The 19,312-nt window shown below is 66.3% G+C and carries 14 protein-coding genes; 12 read left to right on the top strand and 2 right to left on the bottom strand.

What is annotated here, in order from left to right; translation table 11 throughout:
* Positions 1-89: 89 nt before the first annotated feature.
* Together metH and WBG56_RS11365 are read left to right on the top strand one after the other, a co-directional pair.
* Entirely contained in the window at positions 90-3,863 is a 3,774-nt protein-coding gene (gene metH, locus WBG56_RS11370) for a methionine synthase (RefSeq protein ID WP_424268342.1), read from the top strand.
* Between the two features lie 80 nt (positions 3,864-3,943).
* Entirely contained in the window at positions 3,944-4,735 is a 792-nt protein-coding gene (locus WBG56_RS11365; RefSeq protein WP_424268340.1) for a helix-turn-helix transcriptional regulator, read from the top strand.
* A gap of 218 nt (positions 4,736-4,953) precedes the next feature.
* Here WBG56_RS11365 and WBG56_RS11360 read toward each other — a convergent pair whose 3' ends face one another.
* Positions 4,954-6,387 (bottom strand): DHA2 family efflux MFS transporter permease subunit, encoded by a 1,434-nt coding sequence (locus WBG56_RS11360; RefSeq protein WP_424268338.1) that lies wholly within the window; start codon positions 6,385-6,387, stop codon positions 4,954-4,956.
* Between the two features lie 71 nt (positions 6,388-6,458).
* Here WBG56_RS11360 and WBG56_RS11355 point away from each other — a divergent pair, with 71 nt between their 5' ends.
* The 4 genes from WBG56_RS11355 to WBG56_RS11340 all read left to right on the top strand — a co-directional run bounded on the left by WBG56_RS11355 (position 6,459) and on the right by WBG56_RS11340 (position 8,881).
* The gene (locus WBG56_RS11355) at positions 6,459-6,650 is read left to right on the top strand and encodes a DUF3460 family protein (protein ID WP_424268336.1); all 192 of its coding nucleotides are present in this window, start codon (positions 6,459-6,461) and stop codon (positions 6,648-6,650) included.
* 9 nt (positions 6,651-6,659) lie between these two features.
* A complete protein-coding gene (locus WBG56_RS11350) occupies positions 6,660-7,529 on the top strand; it encodes a segregation and condensation protein A (protein ID WP_424268334.1) in 870 nt (289 codons plus the stop codon).
* A gap of 21 nt (positions 7,530-7,550) precedes the next feature.
* On the top strand, positions 7,551-8,405 hold the full coding sequence (gene panC, locus WBG56_RS11345) for a pantoate--beta-alanine ligase (protein WP_424268332.1): 855 nt from the start codon (positions 7,551-7,553) through the stop codon (positions 8,403-8,405).
* A gap of 119 nt (positions 8,406-8,524) precedes the next feature.
* The gene (locus WBG56_RS11340; protein ID WP_424268330.1) at positions 8,525-8,881 is read left to right on the top strand and encodes a response regulator transcription factor; all 357 of its coding nucleotides are present in this window, start codon (positions 8,525-8,527) and stop codon (positions 8,879-8,881) included.
* On the opposite strand, the gene WBG56_RS11335 is transcribed toward WBG56_RS11340, so the two are convergent.
* A complete protein-coding gene (locus WBG56_RS11335; protein WP_424268328.1) occupies positions 8,843-9,538 on the bottom strand; it encodes a hypothetical protein in 696 nt (231 codons plus the stop codon). The genes WBG56_RS11340 and WBG56_RS11335 overlap by 39 nt on opposite strands.
* A 39-nt stretch (positions 9,539-9,577) precedes the next feature.
* Here WBG56_RS11335 and WBG56_RS11330 point away from each other — a divergent pair, with 39 nt between their 5' ends.
* The 6 genes from WBG56_RS11330 (at position 9,578) to WBG56_RS11305 (ending at position 19,244) form a co-directional block, all read left to right on the top strand.
* Positions 9,578-10,288 carry a prepilin peptidase gene (locus WBG56_RS11330; protein WP_424268326.1) on the top strand — a complete coding sequence of 237 codons (711 nt, stop codon included), beginning with the start codon at positions 9,578-9,580 and terminating at the stop codon, positions 10,286-10,288.
* Positions 10,289-10,367: 79 nt separating this feature from the next.
* The gene (gene coaE / locus WBG56_RS11325) at positions 10,368-11,000 is read left to right on the top strand and encodes a dephospho-CoA kinase (RefSeq protein WP_424268324.1); all 633 of its coding nucleotides are present in this window, start codon (positions 10,368-10,370) and stop codon (positions 10,998-11,000) included.
* A 12-nt stretch (positions 11,001-11,012) separates the two neighbouring features.
* Positions 11,013-11,765 (top strand): cell division protein ZapD, encoded by a 753-nt coding sequence (gene zapD / locus WBG56_RS11320; protein ID WP_424268322.1) that lies wholly within the window; start codon positions 11,013-11,015, stop codon positions 11,763-11,765.
* An 11-nt stretch (positions 11,766-11,776) separates the two neighbouring features.
* Positions 11,777-13,063: an efflux RND transporter periplasmic adaptor subunit gene (locus WBG56_RS11315; RefSeq protein WP_424268320.1), complete on the top strand. Its 1,287-nt coding sequence runs from the start codon at positions 11,777-11,779 to the stop codon at positions 13,061-13,063.
* Positions 13,060-16,143 (top strand): multidrug efflux RND transporter permease subunit, encoded by a 3,084-nt coding sequence (locus WBG56_RS11310; RefSeq protein ID WP_424268318.1) that lies wholly within the window; start codon positions 13,060-13,062, stop codon positions 16,141-16,143. The genes WBG56_RS11315 and WBG56_RS11310 overlap by 4 nt, the downstream gene beginning before the upstream one ends.
* Positions 16,140-19,244, top strand: coding sequence for an efflux RND transporter permease subunit (locus tag WBG56_RS11305; RefSeq protein WP_424268316.1), 3,105 nt, complete (start codon positions 16,140-16,142; stop codon positions 19,242-19,244). Before WBG56_RS11310 ends, WBG56_RS11305 begins: the two co-directional genes overlap by 4 nt.
* Positions 19,245-19,312: the final 68 nt, after the last annotated feature.

Here is a 19,312-nt window from a genome sequence, read left to right as displayed (position 1 = left end):
CGCGATGAGATCCTGCTGAATGGCCCTTTCATGAGATCCAAACCGCCAGCGATACAATGAAAGTTTGTCCATCGTCATCGGATCCTGCCGTGTCCTATCCCGTCCTGCCCTATCCCATAGAGTCCTACACACGGGGCGCCGATTTCGTGCGCCTCCTGGGCAAGCGCATCGTGGTGCTGGATGGGGCCATGGGCACCATGATCCAGCGATACAAACTCACCGAAGCCGATTTCCGGGGGGAACGCTTCGCGGATCATGACCGCGACGTCAAAGGCAATAACGACCTGCTGTCCCTGACCCGACCCGACGTCATCCGCGAAATCCACCAGGCCTACCTGGAAGCCGGCGCCGACGTCGTCGAAACCAACACCTTCGGCGCCACCCGGGTGGCGCAGGGCGACTACGGCCTGCTGGACATCGCCTACGACCTGAACCTGGCGGCCGCCCGGCTGGCCCGCGAGGCCTGTGACGCCGTGTCCACGCCGGACCATCCGCGCTTCGTGGCGGGATCTCTGGGGCCGCAACCCAAGACCGCATCCCTGTCGCCGGACGTCAACGACCCGGGCGCGCGCAACGTCACGTTTGAAGAACTGCGTGTGGCCTACACCGAACAGATCAACGGCCTGATCGATGGCGGGGCGGACATCCTGCTGGTCGAAACCATCTTCGACACTCTGAACGCCAAGGCTGCCATCTTCGCCATCGAATCCGTGTTCGAGGAGCGCGACATCCGGCTGCCCGTCATGGTGTCGGGCACCGTTACCGATGCGTCCGGGCGCATCCTGTCGGGCCAGACAGTCGAGGCCTTCTGGAATTCCGTGCGTCATGCGCGGCCCGTCACCATCGGTCTGAACTGCGCCCTGGGCGCCGCCCTGATGCGACCCTACGTGGCGGAACTGTCCAAGATCTGCGACACCTACGTCTGCGTCTATCCCAATGCCGGCCTGCCCAACCCCATGGCGGAAACCGGTTTTGACGAGACCCCCTCGGACACCTCCGGCCTGCTGGAGGAATTCGCCCAGGCCGGGCTGGTGAACGTGGTCGGCGGCTGCTGCGGCACCACGCCGGACCATATCCGCGAAATCGCCCGCAAGGTCCGCGATCTGCCGATGCGCCAGCCGCCGGTCATTCCGGTCAAGACCCGCCTGTCGGGCCTGGAGCCCTTGAATTTCGACCGCGACACGCTGTTCATCAACGTTGGCGAACGCACCAACGTGACGGGCAGCAAGATGTTCCTGCGCCTGATCCGCGAGGAAAAGTTCGACGAAGCCCTGTCCGTCGCCCGTCAGCAGGTCGAGAACGGCGCCCAGATCATCGACATCAATATGGACGAGGGCATGCTCGACGCCCTGGCCATCATGCCGCGCTTTTTGAACCTGCTGGCTTCCGAACCGGATATTTCCCGCGTGCCGGTGATGATCGACAGTTCCAAATGGCCGGTCATCGAAGCCGGCTTGCGCTGCGTGCAGGGCAAGTGCGTGGTCAATTCCATTTCGATGAAGGAAGGCGAGGGCCCCTTCATCGAGCATGCGAAGCTGTGCCGCAAGTATGGCGCGGCCGTGGTCGTCATGGCGTTTGATACCGAGGGCCAGGCCGACAGCCTGCAACGCCGGATCGACATCTGCGCCCGGGCCTATGACATCCTGGTCAATCAGGTGGGCTTCCCGCCCGAAGACATCATCTTCGATCCCAATGTGTTCGCCATCGCCACCGGGCTCGACGAGCACAACCACTACGCGATGGACTTCATCGACGGCACCCGCTGGATCACGGAAAACCTGCCGCATGCCCGGGTGTCGGGCGGAATTTCCAACGTCAGCTTTTCCTTCCGCGGCAACGAGGCCATGCGCGAGGCCATCCACGCCGTGTTTCTGTATTACGCCGTGCAGTGCGGCCTGACCATGGGCATCGTCAATGCCGGCCAGCTGGGCGTGTATTCGGAACTGGACAAGCAGGTGCGCGATCTGGTCGAGGATGTGGTGCTGGATCGCCCCGACCCGGTCGGCAAGACCGATCAGGCCGACGAGCGCACCTCGACCGAGCGGCTGGTGGAGCTGGCTGAGACCATCCGGGGTGCGGGCACCAAGAAAGAAGAAGATCTGGCCTGGCGCCAGGGCACGGTGCGCGAACGCCTGACCCATTCGCTGGTGCATGGCATCACGACCTTCATCGTCGAAGACACCGAAGAAGTCCGCCTGGAAATCGACGCGGCCGGCGGGCGCACCATCGAAGTCATCGAAGGGCCGCTGATGGATGGCATGAACGTCGTGGGCGATCTGTTCGGCGCGGGCAAGATGTTCCTGCCGCAGGTGGTCAAATCCGCGCGCGTGATGAAGCAGGCCGTCGCCCATCTGCTGCCCTTCATCGAGGAAGAAAAGCGCCTTCTGGAAGAGGCCGGCGGCGACGTGCGCTCCAAGGGCAAGATGGTCATCGCCACCGTCAAGGGCGACGTGCATGACATCGGCAAGAACATCGTCACGGTGGTCCTGCAGTGCAATAACTTCGAAGTCATCAATATGGGCGTCATGGTGCCGTGCGCCAAGATCCTGGACATGGCCAAGGAAGTCGGCGCCGACATGGTCGGGCTGTCCGGCCTGATCACGCCCAGCCTGGAGGAAATGGCCTATGTCGCGTCTGAAATGCAGCGCGACCCGTACTTCCGCGAACGCAACATCCCGCTGCTGGTGGGCGGGGCCACCACCAGCCGGGTGCACACGGCCGTGAAGATCGCCCCCAACTACGAGGGTCCGGTGATCTACGTGCCCGACGCCAGCCGTTCGGTTGGGGTGGCCACCAGCCTGATGTCCGACCAGGTCAAGACCTACTTGAAGGAAGTCGCCGACGAATACGAACTGGTGCGCGAACGCCACGCCAACCGCAAGGCCACGCCCATGGTCTCCATCGAGGAAGCTCGTGCGGCCAAGCCCGCCATCGACTGGGCCCGCTACTCGCCGCCCCGGCCGAAATTCATTGGCCGGCGCACCTTCCAGCACTACGATCTGCACGAAATCCTGAAATTCCTGGACTGGACGCCGTTCTTCCAATCCTGGGGCTTGATGGCGCAGTTTCCCGCCATCCTGACCGACAAGGTCGTCGGCGAGGAGGCCAGCAAGCTCTACGCGGAAGGCCGGGCCATGATGAAGCGCATCGTCGAGGGACGCTGGCTGACGGCCAACGGCATCGTGGCGTTCTACCCGGCCAACAGCATCAACGACGACGACATCGAGATCTACCGCGACGAGACTCGCAGCGAGGTCCTGCTGACCTGGCGCGGCGTGCGTCAGCAGACGCAAAAGCGCGACGGCGTGGACAACAAATGCCTGGCCGACTTCATCGCGCCCAAGGATTCCGGCGTGACCGATTACATCGGCATGTTTGCGGTGACCGGCGGCATCGGCATCGAAAAATATGAAAAGCAGTTCCAGGAAGCCGGTGACGACTATTCCGTGATCATGTTGAAAGCCCTGGCGGACCGCCTGGCCGAAGGTTTCGCCGAAACCCTGCATGCCCGGGTGCGCCGCGACCTGTGGGGCTATGTGCCGAACGAGGACATGCCCAACGAGGACATCATCGGTGAAAAATACCAGGGTATCCGCCCGGCGCCCGGCTACCCGGCCTGCCCGGAACACATTGTCAAGCGCGCCATGTTCGACCTGCTGGATTGCGGGGAGATCGGCATGCAGTTGACTGAAGGCTTCGCGATGATGCCGGCGTCCAGCGTCTGCGGTTTTTATTTCAGCCATCCGCAGTCTCAATATTTCAATGTCGGCAATATCGGCGCCGACCAGGTGGCCGATTATGTGCGCCGCACGGGACGGGACGAAGACGATGTGCGCCGCACGCTGGCCAGCACCTTGCGCTGACGGCGCCCGGCGGCGCCCGGCGGGCCGGACGGCTCCGCCGTCGCCCGCTGTGGCCGGTATCGGGCGGATGGGACTTCGCCATGCCGCGTGACGAGGCAGCCCGCCGCCAGGCCCTGGGGGCGTTCCTGCGCAGCGCCCGCGCCCGGGTCAGTCCCGGCGATCACGGCTTGCCGCCCGGTTTGAGGCGGCGCACCCCCGGCTTGCGCCGCGAGGAGGTCGCCCAGCTGTGCGGCATCAGCACGACCTGGTATACCTGGATCGAACAGGGCCGCGAGGTGTCGGTATCGGTCGATGTCTGGCGACGCTTGGCCGACGCCCTGCGCCTGGCGCGCGCCGAACGGCATTATCTGTTCAGCCTGGCCGAATGCGCCGACCCGCTGGCGGGGCAACTGGACGCTGTGGCCTTGCCCGATGGCCTGAGCGATTGCGTGGACAGCATCCAGGGGCCGGCCTACATCCTGGACCAGGCCTGGAACGTGCTGGCCTGGAACCCCGCCCTGCAGCGGCTGTTCGACGGCTGGCCGGGGCAGGGGCGGGCGAACCTGCTGCACTACATCTTCATGGACCCGGCCGCCCGCACGCTGGTGGTGGACTGGGAAGAGCGCGCCAGTCGCGTGGTAGCGGAATTCCGCGCCGACGTAGCGGCGCTGGCCGGAGACCCTGCCATTGGCGCCCTGGTGGCGGAGTTGCAGGCGGGCAGCCCCTTGTTTGCGGGCTGCTGGACGCGCCAGACCGTGGTGGACCGGGAAGGCGGCGTGCGCGAATTCCAGCACCCGACGCGGGGGCGGCTGCGGCTGCGGCAGTTCACCTTCCGGCTGGCGATCCGCCCGGACTGCAAACTGGTCATGCTGCTGGATGAGTCCGGACATTGAATAGCCCCTGCGGGCTATTCAATGCCGGACGAATCCGAACCGCTTGCAAGCGGTGAGGTGGAGAGATGCCCCGGCTTGAGAATAGCCCCTGCGGGCTATTCAATGCCGGACGAATCCGAACCGCTTGCAAGCGGTGAGGTGGAGAGATGCCCCGGCCTGAGAATAGCCCCTGCGGGCTATTCAATGCCGGACGAATCCGAACCGCTTGCAAGCGGGGGTCAGGCGTCGCGGCGGTGGCGCAGCTGATTGCCCGACCTGTTCGACAGCCTGCGGAAGGACAGGGCCGAGGCCGCCACGCACAGCGCCGTCACTGCAAAGCCCCACATCACGTCGATGCGGTCGGCCTCGATGCCGCCGCGCAGGCTGATGCTGAGATTCAGCGTCACGGCCGCGCAGGCCACGCCCAGGCTGATGCCCAGTTGCTGCGCCATGGCCGAAAAGCTGCTGGCGCGGCTCATCTGCGCGGAATCCAGATCGGCGTAGGTCAGGGCGTTGACGGCCGTGAACTGCAGCGAACGGAAAAAGCCCCCGATCAGCAGCACCGCGACCATCAGCCAGACGGGCGTGCTGGCCTGGAACAGGGCGCAGGCGGCCGTGAAGCAGGCGGCGATCAGCGCATTCCACATCAGCACGCGGCGAAAACCGAAGCGGTGCACGATGGGCGTGGCGACCAGCTTCATCAACAGGGCGCCGGCCGCCGAGGTGAAGGTGATCATGCCGGCGGAGAAGGCCGACAGGCCGAAGCCCACCTGCAGCAAAATGGCCAGCAGGAAGGGCGATGCGCCGCTGCCGAAGCGGCACAGATTGCCGCCCAGCACCGAAACGGCGAAGGTCTGAGTGCGCAGCAGGCTGAGATCGATGATCGGATAGGTGGCATGACGGGCGTGGCGGATGTACAGCACCCCGCAGACCAGGCCCAGGAGGATCAGGCTGATGATGACGGGGACGCCGAGGTCGCCGTGGCCGATGGCCTCCAGGCAGATCATCAGCGCCGCCATGGAGACGCCGCTCAGCAGGAATCCGAGGGTATCCAGCTGGGGCTTGTTGTCCGGGATATCGCGGGCGATGTAATGCCGCACCAGCGCCATGCCCAGGATGCCGACCGGGATGTTGATCAGGAAGATCCAGTGCCAGGATGCGTAGGTCACCAGGAAACCGCCGACGGGCGGGCCGATGACGGGCCCCAGCAAGGCGGGCAGGGTCAGGAACGCCATGGCCTGGACCAGTTCGGACTTCGGGATGCGCCGCAGTAGGACGATGCGCCCGACAGGCACCATCATGGCGCCCGCCGCGCCCTGGACCACGCGGGAGAGCACCAGCTGTGTGAGAGTCTGCGAGGCGGCGCAAGCGGCCGAGCTGAGGCTGAACAGCAGGATGGCCGCCAGGAAGACCCGCTGCGCGCCGAAGCGGTCGGCCGCCCAGCCGCTGATGGGCACGAAGACGGCCGTGGCCAGCAGATAGCCGGTGATGGTGATGTTCATGTGCACGGCGGTGGTGCTGAAATCCCGAGCCATGGCGGGCAGGGCCGTGGCCACGACGGTGGAGTCCAGCATCTGCATGAACAGGGCGCAGCCGACGATGAAGGGAATCATCCGCTGTTCCTGCGTGCGGGCGGCGGGCGGGGTGGAAGAAGGACTACGGAGGTCGGACATAGGCACGCGCGGGCGCCCGAGTGCAGTACACTTGGTGCGCATCGGTCATGAAGATCGGCAACGGCACTATTATGGCAAACAACTTCACCTCCGAACTGACTCAATTCATCACTCAATACAAGACGGACCATCCCGACACCGAGGCGCGTCAGCGGGCCGGGCGTTTTCGTCTCTGGGACAAGGACCTGGATGCCGAACAGCAGGACGGCTTTCGCGCCGCCCGGGTCTCCCAGGACCCCTACGTCTACTATCAAAAGGCCTGATCGGCCGCCATGCCGCCAGAGCCCGCCACCGGACTGGATGCCTTGATGGCGCCGGCTGTGGACAGCACGCCCGACGTGGTCGATCACGTGGCGCTTGCGCGGCTGTATGGCGAACCTTTGTTCGCCATACCCCAGGATCTGTACATCCCGCCCGATGCCCTGGAAGTCTTCCTGGAAGCCTTCGAGGGCCCGCTGGACTTGCTGCTGTACCTGATCCGCAAACAGAATTTCAATGTGCTCGACATCCCGATGGCGGAGGTCACGGCACAGTATCTCAGCTACGTCGAACAGGTCCGGCGCACCAATCTGGAATTGGCCGGCGAATATCTGCTGATGGCGGCGCTGCTGATCGAAATCAAATCGCGCATGCTGCTGCCCGTGCGCCAGTCGGATACCGGGGAAGAAGTCGAAGACCCCCGCGCCGAACTGGTGCGCCGCCTGCTGGAATACGAACGCATGAAGCTGGCCGCGCAGCGCCTGGATGCCTTGCCGCGCGTCGGCCGCGATTTTCATGTCGCCCATGCGCAGGCCGATCTGGACGCCGAGACCGTGCTGCCGGCCGTCTGTCCGGCCGACCTGCGGGAAGCATGGGCCGGTATTTTGCAGCGGGCGCGCCTGAATGCCAGTCACCGCATCACCCGCGAACAGCTGTCGGTGCGTGACCACATGAGCCATATCCTGCGCCGCCTGTCCGATGTGCGTTTCATGGAATTCACCGATCTGTTCATGGAACGCATCCGCATGGGCGATCCGGCCGCCGTGATCGTCGTGCATTTCCTGGCTTTGCTGGAACTCACACGAGAATCCTTGCTGGAAATCACCCAGGCGGCGCCGTATGCGCCGCTGTATGTCAGACTGTCCTATACGCGCTCGGCCTGAGAGCCCGCGCCGGAGCTTGCCTTGAAAGTCGTTCATTCCATCGAAGATCTGCGTGACCAGTTGCGGGGCCAGTTGCGCGTTGCGTTCGTGCCCACCATGGGTAATCTGCATGCCGCTCACCTGTCTCTGATGCGGCTGGCCCGCCAGCATGGCGATCCGGTGGTGGCCAGCATTTTCGTCAATCGCCTGCAGTTCGGCCCCAACGAGGATTTCGATCGCTACCCGCGCACGCTGGCCGAGGACATCGAAAAACTGGAAGGCGAACGCGACGTCTACGTGTTGTTCGCTCCGGATGAGCGCGAACTGTATCCGGAGCCGCAAAATTTCCGCATCCAGCCCGGCGATGCCCTGGGCAAGATCCTGGAGGGCGAATTCCGCCCGGATTTCTTCATGGGCGTCAGCACCGTGGTGCTGAAATTGTTTTCCTGCGTGCAGCCGCGCGTGGCGGTGTTCGGCAAAAAGGATTATCAACAGCTGATGGTCGTGCGGGCCATGTGCCGGCAGTTCCAGCTGCCGGTGGAAATCCTGGCCCACGAAACCGTGCGTGATGCCGATGGCCTGGCGCTTTCCTCGCGCAACCGCTTTCTGTCGGCCACGGAACGCGCCGAAGCGCCCCAGTTGTATGGCTTGCTGCAGCAGGTGCGCGACTTGATCGGGAGCGGTCAGGATGACAGCGCCGCAGTCGAATCCCGGGCCATGCAGACGCTGCGGGACCGGGGCTGGGACCCGGACTACGTGGCGGTGCGCCGGCAGCGCGACCTCCTGCCCCCGACCATTGCGGAAATCCGTCAGGGTGAGCCGCTGGTCGTGCTGGCGGCTGCGCGTCTGGGCAACACCCGCCTGATCGATAATCTCGAGTTCCAGTCTGGGCGCTGACGGGCCTGGGCCGAGCTTCGGGCATCCCCGGCCCCCGCCGTCTGGCAGGCCTGACAGCTGCCGGGCGCCGGGCGGCGTGACAGAATCCCCTCACCAAAAACAACAAACGGGGGATTGCCATGGCGATCATGGGCATGAATCTGGGGGGTGCGCAGGCGCAGGGCCTGATCATCCAGCGCCTGACGATGCGCGAACGTGAAGTCGCGGATTACATCACCCGGGGGCGCTCCAACAAATACATTGCCGCCGAACTCGGGATATCCCAGCGCACCATCGAGGCGCACCGGGCCCGGATTTTCATGAAGGTCGGCGTGCGCAACGCCGTGGAACTGACCCAGCACTATGTGCGCTGGAAATTGCCCCTGTCCGATGATCAGGGGCCGGGGCCGGCCACGGCATGGCGCCGTGCGATGTGGCGCCTGGCGCTTCAGGCCGGGTCAGCGTGCGGGGCAGTGCTGGGCCGGCTGGGAAGATAGTTCCGTGATCGGGTCCAGGTCGGCCTGGCGGGTCAGGCGGGACTCCAGCAGCGGCGCCTGGCCGTTCAGGGTTGCGATCCGCAGCACGTTGGACGTGATGAATTCCAGACTGGCATGGGCCTGATCGCCGGTTTGCAGCACGATGCGCACCGGGTCCGTGCCTGTCAGGAACCAGCAACCCAGGGATGTGCGGGCGGGCCCGCTGCCATCCACCGGCGTGTTGCGGGCGCGCCATTGGCCGTCCGGGGCCAGGGTCAGGGTCATGCGGCTGGGCGAGCATTGGTTGCCGTCCATGCAGGCGATGGTGCCCAGGTAGGTTCGGGTTTCGGCCAGTTCCTGGGGCAGCGCCTGCGAGCTGGCGCCGGCCGCGGCTGCCGTGTCGGCGCCGGATCCGGCAGCCGCTGCCGGCTTGGATTTTTGTTCCTGGCTGCCAAAGCCCAGTTGCAACTGGGATGGCGCCTGGCTGGTTGAATCCCCCTGGGCGCGGTGCAGTGCGTCGGACACGGTGCTTTCGCGCGGGGTGTCGTAATAACCCGGCGTGCTCTGCTGAGCGCAGGCGCCCAGCAACATCAGCAGGCTAAGGCCCAGCAGGCGGGTCAGGGAAGTGGCAATGGGGCGCAGCATGACGGTATCGGTCGGATGGGCGGAAAACGCCATTCTACGCATTTGCGGCCCGCTTGGGCAGGGATGGCCGCCATGATGGCTGCCGGCGCCGAGGTCTGGCTGGCGATGGCCGGGGTGGCGGGCCTGTGCGCGGGGGTGGGGCTGAGGCTTGCCCCGTGGGCGCGGGAATACGACCTCCGCCTGCGGGGCGGGGCGCCCGCCACGGCCCGCACGCTGTGGCGGGCTGCGTGCCATGCCTGTCATCAGCCCGTGTATTGGGGACGGGATGCCTGGGGGGCCTCGGTGACTGGGGGCTTGGCGGCCGGCGTACTGGCCCAGCAGGGCTGGACCGGCCTCGCGCTCCTGCTGCTGGTGCTGGGACTGGCGGCGTTGGCCTGGCTGGATGGGCGCAGCGGCCTGCTGCCCGATGCCCTGACGCTGCCCCTGATGGTGGCAGGCTGGTGGCTGGGGCCGCTGGGTCCGATGGGCGCGTTCGGCGCATCCGTCGCGATGTGGGGGGCGCTGGCGCTGGCCGCCGGTCTGTACCGCTGCGTGCGCGGCCTGGACGGTTTTGGGGGCGGCGATGTGAAATGCCTGGCCATGCTGGCGGGCTGGCTGGGCTGGCCCGCCGCGCTGACGATCCTGTGGGGGGCCAGCGTCCTGGGGCTGCTGGGCTGGGCCTGCCGCCCGGGATGCCGGCGGCGGGCCTATCCCTTTGGCCCGTATCTGGCGCTGGCCACCGGTCCGTGGATTCTATGGCCCGAGACGGTCGGATCCTGGTTGGCCCTTCTGGGCGGGGCATGACGCGTGCGCCGGGGCTCCCTGGTCCGCAGGCTCGTCGCCTGAGGTACAGTCATGTTTTCACCTGGGGCGGGATGCGCGCATGTTTTCGATCGGCCTGACGGGCGGGATCGGGTCCGGCAAGACCCAGGTCGCCGATTGGCTGGCCCAATGGGGGGCGGCCGTGATCGATACCGATCAGATTGCCCATGCCCTGACGGCCGCCGGGGGGGGCGCGATCGAGCCCTTGCGCCAGGCCTTCGGCCCGCAGGCCATCACGGCGGATGGCTGCCTGGACCGTGACTGGATGCGCGAACGGGCCTTTGGCGACCCAACGATCCGGCAGCGGCTGGAAGCCGTCCTGCATCCGCTGATCGATCAGACCGTGCAGACCCGGGCGGCCGGCGCGCAGGGGCTGTACCGGGTCTACGTGGTGCCGCTGCTGGTGGAATCCGGGCGCTGGCGCGACCGGGTGGACCGCATCTGCGTCGTCGATTGCGACCCGGCCACGCAAGTTCGCCGGGTGCAGGGCCGCAGCGGGCTGACGCCAGAGACCATTGGGCGTATCATGTCCGCTCAGGCGTCCCGGGAAGACCGCTTGGCGGTCGCCGACGACATCATCGTCAACGATGGCGCCACCGATCTGGATGCGCTGCGCCGGCGATCCTGGTCCTGCCATCAGTCCTGGTGCGACCTGGCTTCCCGGTCGCTTCGTGGATCGGCCATTCATGATTAGGGTCTTTTGCGTGTGATTCTGTACGAGTACCCCTGTAATGAACGTGTACGCACTCTGCTCCGGGTAGAGTACCTGTTCGACCGCCTGTTCTATTTTGCGCGCGGCGAAGACGCGCATCATCACCAGATCGCCATGATCACGCTCTTCGATCTGCTCGACGTGTGTGAAAGGGCCGATGTCCGCACGGCGGTCCTGCAGGACCTCGACCGGCATCGCACGGCCTTGTCGGCGCTGCGTGAACACCCGGGCGTCGATCGCCCCACGCTGGACAGCCTGTTGGATGAAATCCAGTCCGTGTCGGGCTCATTGGCAGGCCAGGGCCGCATCGGCCAATGCCTGCGCGACAACGAATGGCTGGCCAGTCTGCGCGGGCGGATCACCGTGCCGGGCGGTTCCTCGCCCATCGACCTGCCGTCCTACTACGCCTGGCAGATCAAGGCCCCCGATGCGCGGGTGCTCGACTTGCAGGGTTGGATCGAACCCATCATGCCGCTGCATCGCGCCATGGCGCTGATCCTGCAATTGTTGCGCGATGCGGGCGATGCCCGCGATCAGTTGGCCAGCCAGGGGGCCTACCAGGAAATGCTGGGCGGAAAGACCTTCCAGTTGCTGCGGGTCTGGGTAGATCCCCAACAACAGGTGTTTCCCGAAATCAGCGCCAATAAATACGTCATCTGGGTGCGGTTTTCCTTGCAGGACAATGTCACGAAGCCGCAGCCGGCCAGCCGTGACATCGCCTTCCGCCTCGCCCGCTGCAACATCTAGGACTTCCTGTCATGATCGAATCCTCGACGCGGCCTGCGGGCGGGCGCCGCCGATTGTGGGTCTGGGCCGCGCTGTGCGTGGCCGCCGCCCTGGCGCTGTGGCTATTCTGGCCGCGTGGTGCGGATCAACAACCGGTCGGGCGGGGTTTTCGGGGCGGGGCGGGGCAATCCACCCCGGTGTCCGTCGTGGCCGTGGCGTCCGGCCAGATCGATCGCACCCTGAGGGCCCTGGGCACCGTCACCGCGCCGGCCACGGTCGTCATCCGCTCCCGGGTCGACGGGCCCCTGCAGTCCCTGCATTTCACCGATGGCCAATCGGTTCGGGCCGGCGATCTGCTGGCCGTGATCGATCCGCAGCCTTTCCAGATCCAGTTGCAGCAGGCCCAGGGGCAGCAAATCCAGCATGCCGCCCAACTGGAAAACGCCCGCCGCGATCTGGCCCGTTATGAACAGCTGTTCAAGCAGGATTCGGTTGCCCGCCAGCAACTGGATGCCGCCCGCGCCCAGGTGCGGGAATTGCAGGGCCAGGCCAAGATCGATCAGGCGGCGGTGGACAATGCCCAGCTGCAACTGGGCTATACGCGGATCACCGCTCCGCTGGCCGGGCGTCTGGGCCTGCGCAAGGTGGATGTCGGCAACATGGTGCATGCCTCCGATGCCGATGGCCTGGTCGTGTTGACCCAGAACCGGCCCATCGACGTGGTGTTCGCCATCGCGCAGACCCGTCTGCCGGCCCTGTTGGCGGCCCGCCGCGCGGATCCGGCCCTGCAGGCTCAATTGCTGGGGCAGGTGGGCGGCCCTGTGCTGGCAACCGGGCAGCTCATCGCAGTGGACAATCAGATCGATGTGGCCACGGGCACGGTGCAGCTCAAGGCGCGTTTCGACAATGCCGATGAATCCCTGTTCCCCAATCAGTTCGTGCAGGTGCGCCTGCGCCTGGGGCTGGAAGCGGGCCTGGTCCTGCCCTTGCGGGCCGTGCAGCGCAGTTCGGCCGGCGAATATGTCTATCGCGTGGATGCCCAGCACAAGGCTCACGTCGTGACGGTCGTGACGGGCGTGGATGACGGCAACCAGGTGGTCATCGAATCCGGCGTGCAGGCCGGCGACAGCATCGTGGTCGAAGGCACGGACCGCCTGCGCGAAGGCAGTCTGGTCGAAGTCGTGGCGCCGCAGGCCGATGCCGCAGGCCCGGACGCGGTTAAACCGGCTGCGGACGCGCCGGACGCTCGCTCGCCGGGCGGCCCGGCCGTCGGCGCCGCCCGGCCGGCGGGGGGCGCCCGGAAGGGTCCCGCTTCGTGAACCTCTCTCGCCCGTTCATCCTGAGGCCCATCGCCACCCTGCTGGCGATGGTGGCCCTGGCGCTGGCTGGCTTCATGGGATATCGGGAGTTGCCGGTGTCGGCCCTGCCGCAGGTGGATTTCCCCACCATCCAGGTGACGACGCTCTACCCGGGAGCGGGGCCGGACGTGATGACGGCGCTCGTGACCTCGCCCCTGGAACGCCAGTTCGGCCAGATGCCGGGACTGTCGCAGATGCTCTCGACCAGTTCGGGCGGGTCTTCGCGCATCACATTGCGCTTCGACCTGGGACTGCCGCTGGACGTGGCCGAACAGGAAGTGCAGGCAGCCATCAACGCCGCGTCGAATCTGCTGCCGTCGGACATGCCGTCGCCGCCCATCTACCGCAAGGTCAATCCGGCCGACGCGCCGGTGATGACCCTGGCGGTGACCTCGCCCACCTTGCCGCTGGATCAGGTGCGCGACCTGATCGAGGTGCGGGTGGCGCAGAAGCTGTCGCAGATCGGCGGAGTCGGCCTGGTCAGTGTGACTGGCGGGCAACGACCGGCCGTGCGCATCCAGGTCGATCCCCAGGCGCTCGCGGCGCACCAGCTGACCCTGGCCGACGTGCGCAAGGCGGTCACCCAGGCCAACGTCAATCAGCCCAAGGGCAATCTGGATGGACCGCAACGCTCGATGACCATCAGCGTGAACGACCAGTTGAAGGATCCGGCCGACTACGAGCGCCTGATCCTGGCCTATGAGAACGGCGCCCCTCTGCGCCTGGGCGACGTCGCCCAAGTGCGGCGGGATGCCGAAAACCTGTACCAGGCGGCCTGGTTCGACCGCACGCCGGCCGTGCTGCTTAATATCCAGCGTCAGCCCGGCGCCAACGTCATCCAGGTGGTCGATCGGATCGAGGAACTGCTGCCGGGCCTGCGGCAGACCTTGCCCACAGGCGTGGACCTGCAGGTGGCGTCTGACCGCACGCACACGATCCGCGATTCGGTGGAGCACGTGCAGATCGAGATGCTGCTGGCCATCGCCCTGGTGGTGGCCGTCACCTTCGTGTTCCTGCGCACGTGGCGGGCCACCCTGATCCCAGGGGTGGTGGTGCCGCTGTCGCTGGTCGGCACCTTCGGCCTGATGTATCTGCTCGGGTTCAGCATCAACAACCTGACCCTGATGGCGCTGACCATCGCCACCGGCTTCGTGGTGGACGATGCCATCGTCATGATCGAGAACATCGCCCGCCACATCGAGGAGGGCGAAAACGCCCTGACGGCCGCCCTGCGCGGGGCGCGGCAGATCGGCTTCACCCTGGTGTCGCTGACTGTCTCGCTGATCGCCGTGCTGATTCCGCTGCTCTTCATGGCGGACGTGGTCGGGCGGCTGTTCCGCGAATTCGCCGTGACGCTGGCGGTGGCGATCCTGCTGTCCCTGCTGATTTCCCTGACCCTGACGCCCATGATGTGCGCCCGCATGCTGCGTCCGGAGTCGGAAGAGCGGCATGGCCGCTTCCTGCAGCAGGCGGGCCGCATGATGGACGGCCTGGTCGCCTGGTACGATCGCGGCTTGCAGTGGGTGCTGGCCCACCAGCGGACCACCCTGTGGTTCGCCGTGGGCACGCTGGCCGTCACGGCCGCGCTGTACGCCGGCATTCCCAAGGGCTTTTTTCCGCAGCAGGATACCGGGGCGATCCAGGCCATCACGCAGGGACCGCAGACGGCCTCGTTCGCCGTCATGTCGCGCCTGCAGCAGGATGCCGTCGCCAAGGTGCTGCAGGACCCGGCGGTGGCGTCGGTCACGTCCTTCATCGGTATCGACGGCGACAACACCACCCTGAACACCGGACGGCTGCAGATCACGCTGAAGCCCCTGACGGATCGAGGCGATCGCGCCAATGCCGTGATCGACCGGCTGAACCGGTCCCTGCACCGGACGGTCGGCCTGCAGGTCTGGCTGCAGCCCGTGCAGGAACTCTCGGTCGAGGACCAGGTCAGCCGGGCGCAATTCCAGATGACGCTGTCCAGCCCCGACGATGCGGCGCTGGGGCAGTGGGCGCCGCGCCTGATTCAGGCCATGCAGGACCTGCCCCAGCTGCGCGACGTGGCGGGGGACCTTCAGGACCGGGGGCTGGCCCTGACGGTGCAGGTGGATCGGGATGCCGCCGCGCGGCTGGGGGTCACGCAGGCGTCCATCGACGATGCTTTGTACGACGCCTTCGGCCAGCGCCTGATCTCGACGATCTATACGCAGTCGGCCCAGTACCGTGTGGTGCTGGAAGCCGATGCCGCCTTCATCGATGGCGGGCCGCAAGCCCTGGCGCGGATCCATGTGCCGACCGCCGGGGGGGGAGTGACGCCGCTGGCGACCGTGGCCCGTTTCGTGCCGGGGGTCGCGCATCTGGCCGTGCAGCGCCTGGGGCAGTTCCCGGCGACCACGGTGTCCTTCAACCTGGCGCCGCAGGCGGCGCTGTCGGATGCCGTGCAGGCCATCGAGTCGGTCCGCGAGTCGCTGGGGGTGCCCGAGTCCGTGGACATCCAGTTCCAGGGAGCGGCGCAGGCCTTCCAGGCGTCCCTGTCCAGCACCCTGTGGCTGCTGCTGGCCGCCGTCGTCACCATGTACATCGTGCTGGGCGTGCTGTATGAAAGCCTGATCCATCCGGTCACCATCCTGTCCACGCTGCCGTCGGCCGCCATCGGCGCCTTGCTGGCCCTGTGGATCGGCGGGATCGAACTGGACATGATCGGCGTGATCGGCATCATCCTGCTGATCGGCATTGTGAAGAAAAACGCCATCCTGATGATCGACTTCGCCCTGGACGCCCAGCGCGAGCGCGGGTTGGGGCCGCAGGCCGCCATCCACGAGGCTGCGCTGCTGCGATTTCGTCCGATCCTGATGACGACGCTGGCGGCGTTCTTCAGCGCCATCCCCCTGATGCTGGCCACGGGATCGGGGGCGGAATTGCGCCAGCCGCTGGGTCTGGCCATGGTGGGCGGCCTGTTGTGCAGCCAGTTGCTGACTCTGTTCACCACGCCGGTCATCTACCTGATGTTTGAACGGCTGGCCCGCCGGCGGACGGCTCCGGAACGGCCATGAGGTTCTTCGCCCTGTTCCTGCGCCGGCCGGTGGGCACGTCCCTGCTGTGCCTGGCCATGGTGCTGGCCGGGGCGCTGGCCTTGCGCTTCCTGCCGGTGGCGCCTTTGCCGCAGGTGGACTTTCCCATGATTTCGGTGTCGGCCTCCCTGCCGGGAGCCAGTCCCGAAACCATGGCCACCAGCGTGGCCATGCCGCTGGAACAGTCGCTGGGGGCCATCGCCGGAGTGAACAGCATGAGCTCTCGCAGCAGCGAGGGCCAGACCACCATTTCCCTGATGTTCGAGCTGGACCGCGACATCAACAATGCGGCGCGCGACGTGCAGGCCGCCATCAATGCGGCGCGGCCTTTGCTGCCGTCGGGTATGCGCGGCAACCCTGTCTACCGCAAGGTCGATTCCTCGTCCTCGCCCATCATGACGCTGGCGCTGACTTCGGACACGGCGACGCAGGGGGAACTGTACGATCTGGCGTCCACCGTGCTGGCGCAGAAGCTGTCGCAGGTCGGCGGCGTGGGGCAGGTGACGGTGGGCGGCAGTTCGCTGCCGGCCGTGCGGGTGCTGCTGGACCCGCGCGCCCTGGAATCCATGGGCGTGCCGCTGGACCGGGTGCGCCAGGTGCTGCAGGACGTCAATTCCCTGCGCCCGGGCGGGCTGGTGCAATTGGACGACCGGCAGTGGCAGATCCGCGCCAATGCCCAGTTGCGCAAGGCAGCCGATTACGCTCCCCTGATCGTGGCCTGGAAGGACGGCCGTCCGGTGCGCCTGGCCGACGTGGCGCAGGTGCGGGACTCGGTCGAGGACACCAACCAGGTCGGCTATTTCAATGATCGGCCGGCCGTGCTGCTGATCATCCGCCGCCAGACCGATGCCAACATCATCGATACCGTCGATGCGGTGCGCGGGCTGTTGCCCGCATTCCAGGCCCTGCTGCCCGAGCAGGTCCGGCTGACCATCGCCCAGGACCGCACGCCCAGCATCCGGGCGTCCCTGCACGAGGCCGAGCTGACCCTGGTGTTGTCGGTGATCCTGGTGGTTGCGGTGGTATTCGCCTTCCTGGGCAACTGGCGGGCGGCCCTGATCCCGGCGATCGCCGTGCCGGCGTCGCTCATCAGCACGTTCAGCCTGATGTGGTGGTTCGGCTTCAGCCTGAACAGCATTTCCCTGATGGCGCTGATCGTCGCCACCGGCTTCGTGGTGGACGATGCCATCGTGGTGCTGGAAAATATCATGCGCCACGTCGAACGCGGCATGCGACCGGCCCGCGCGGCCCTGCGCGGCGTCACCGAAGTCGGTTTCACCGTCCTGGCCATGAGCGTGTCGCTGATCGCCGTCTTCATCCCCTTGTGGCTGGTGGGCGGGCTGGTGGGGCGGCTGTTCGAGGAGTTCGCCGTCACTCTGTCGGCGGCCATCGGCGTGTCCCTGCTGATTTCCGTCACGCTGACGCCGGTGATGGCATCGCGCCTGTTGCGGGTGGCGCCGGCGGATCGACCTGCGCGCCGCAACGTCCTGGCGCGGCTGTCGCAGCGGGTGGGCGCCTCCTGCCTGGGGGCCTATCAGACATCCTTGCGCTGGGCGCTGGATCATTCCCGCATCGTGCTGTTGCTCCTGCTGGCCACGATAGGGCTGAATGTCTACCTGTACATCAGCGTGCCAAAAGGCTTTTTCCCGCAGCAGGACACCGGGCAGCTGATGGGGTTCTTCCGCGTGGATACGGGCACTTCCTTTGATGAAACCCAGCAGCGCCTGGACGCCTTTCGCAAGATCCTGTTGTCGGACCCCGCCGTGGACACGGTCACGGCGTATGCCGGCGGGCGCGGCGGCAGCAATTCCAGCTTCATCCAGATCCAGTTGAAGCCCCTGGACCAGCGCCAGGTCAGCGCAACCCAGGTCGTCAACCGGCTGCGCGCGCGCTTCGAGCATACCCCGGGGGCGCGGATGTTCCTGGTGCCGCAACAGGATATCTTCGTGGGGCATTCCTCGCGTTCCGGGTCCTATTCCTATCAACTGATGGGTAGCGATCTGACGCTGCTGAATCAGTGGCTGCGGCAGGTGCGCGCAGTGCTGGCTGGGCTGCCGGAACTGGTCGACGTCGATGACGACGTCGAGGACAAGGGCCGGCGCCTGGAGCTGGTCGTGGACCGCGATGCCGCCCGGCGCCTGGGCGTGCAGATGGCGGATCTGGCCGGGGTGCTGAACAATGCCTTCAGCCAACGCCAGGTGGCCGTGCTGTATGGCGCGTTGAACCAGTACCACGTGGTCATGGGGGTGCAGCCGCAGTATGCGCAGGACGCCCATTCCCTGCAGGCCCTGCAGGTGGTCAATGCGCAGGGCCAGCGCGTCCCTGTGATGGCCTTCACCCGGATCGTGGAAGGCACGGCTCCGCGATCCGTCAATCACGATGGGCTGTTGGCCGCCGATTCCATTTCCTTCGGGCTGGCGCCGGGGGTGTCGCTGGACCAGGCCCTGACGGCCATCGACCAGGCCGTGGCCCGGATCGGCCTGCCGACCCAGGAACTGCAGGCCGGACTGGATCAGAGCTCCGGGCTGATGCGCGATGCCGTTGCCCAGCAGCCCTGGATGCTGGTGGCCGCCCTGGTGGCGATGTATCTGGTGCTGGGCATGCTGTACGAAAGCACGGTGCATCCGATCACGATCCTCTCCACGCTGCCCTCGGCCGGGATCGGCGCCCTGCTGGCCTTGCGCCTGGTGAATATGGAATTCACCCTGATCGCCCTGATCGGCGTGTTCCTGCTGATCGGCATCGTCAAGAAAAATGCCATCATGATGGTGGATTTCGCCTTGCAGGCGCAGCGCCGCGAAGGCCTGGACCCGCGCGAGGCCATCTACCGGGCGTGTCTGGCTCGCCTGCGTCCCATCCTGATGACCACGCTGTCGGCCATGCTGGGCGCCTTGCCGCTGTTGCTGGCGACCGGGGCGGGCGTGGAAATGCGCCAGCCCCTGGGCCTGACGATCCTGGGCGGCCTGCTGGTCAGCCAGATATTGACCTTGTATACGACGCCGGTGGTGTATCTGAGCCTGGATCGCCTGCGAGGCGCGCGTCGTTCGACCGATCACCTTCGGAATGTGGTGCCGCATGTCTGATTTTTTTGTGAATGCCCCGCCTGTCGGCGCGGCGGATCGCCGGCCCGGGTCCGGTAAGCGGACGCATC

Source organism: Castellaniella sp. (assembly GCF_049671645.1).
Classification (GTDB): domain Bacteria; phylum Pseudomonadota; class Gammaproteobacteria; order Burkholderiales; family Burkholderiaceae_B; genus Castellaniella.
Note: the sequence above shows the minus strand (reverse complement) of the source record. Positions and strands in the feature narration are given on the sequence as shown.